We start from the raw sequence: 423 nt of genomic DNA on the forward strand, positions 1-423 counted from the left end.
TGAGCGCGATTGGGCGGATAGCGCGCTCGACGACGTTGGAATCGATCTCGATGCGGCCGTCGGCAATGAAGCGCGTCGGCCCGTCCCAACGCGACAGCGCATATCGGATAGCCTCCGCGAGTTTGGTCTTCTGGCTAATCAGACTGAGCTTGGCGCGCAGCCAGGGTTCGAACTCGTCGGCGATCGGCCGGCTCTTCTCTTGGCGAACGGCGCGACGCTCGTCGGCGGTGCGGCCGCGGATCTGGGCTTCGATGACGTAGAGCCCGGCGATACGTTCGAGCGCCTCGCTGGCGATCGGTGCGGGACCGGCCGCGGCGAGTTCGTAGAAGCGCCGGCGCACATGGGACGTAAGCGTAGCTCTGAGGCCCATTTTGATTGGTGCTTGACGTCTATTTTGAACGCGTGGTGCGCCGGCGCGGCTTC

General features: G+C 65.0%; 1 pseudogene. It reads right to left on the reverse strand.

The features are described 5' to 3' along the window. Window positions 1-346 (reverse strand): annotated as a pseudogene (locus AC0L3A_RS40980) (IS66 family transposase); the annotation flags it as partial. Between the last annotated feature and the right edge of the window lie 77 nt (window positions 347-423).

The organism is Bradyrhizobium sp. MI1.3 (assembly GCF_055811695.1).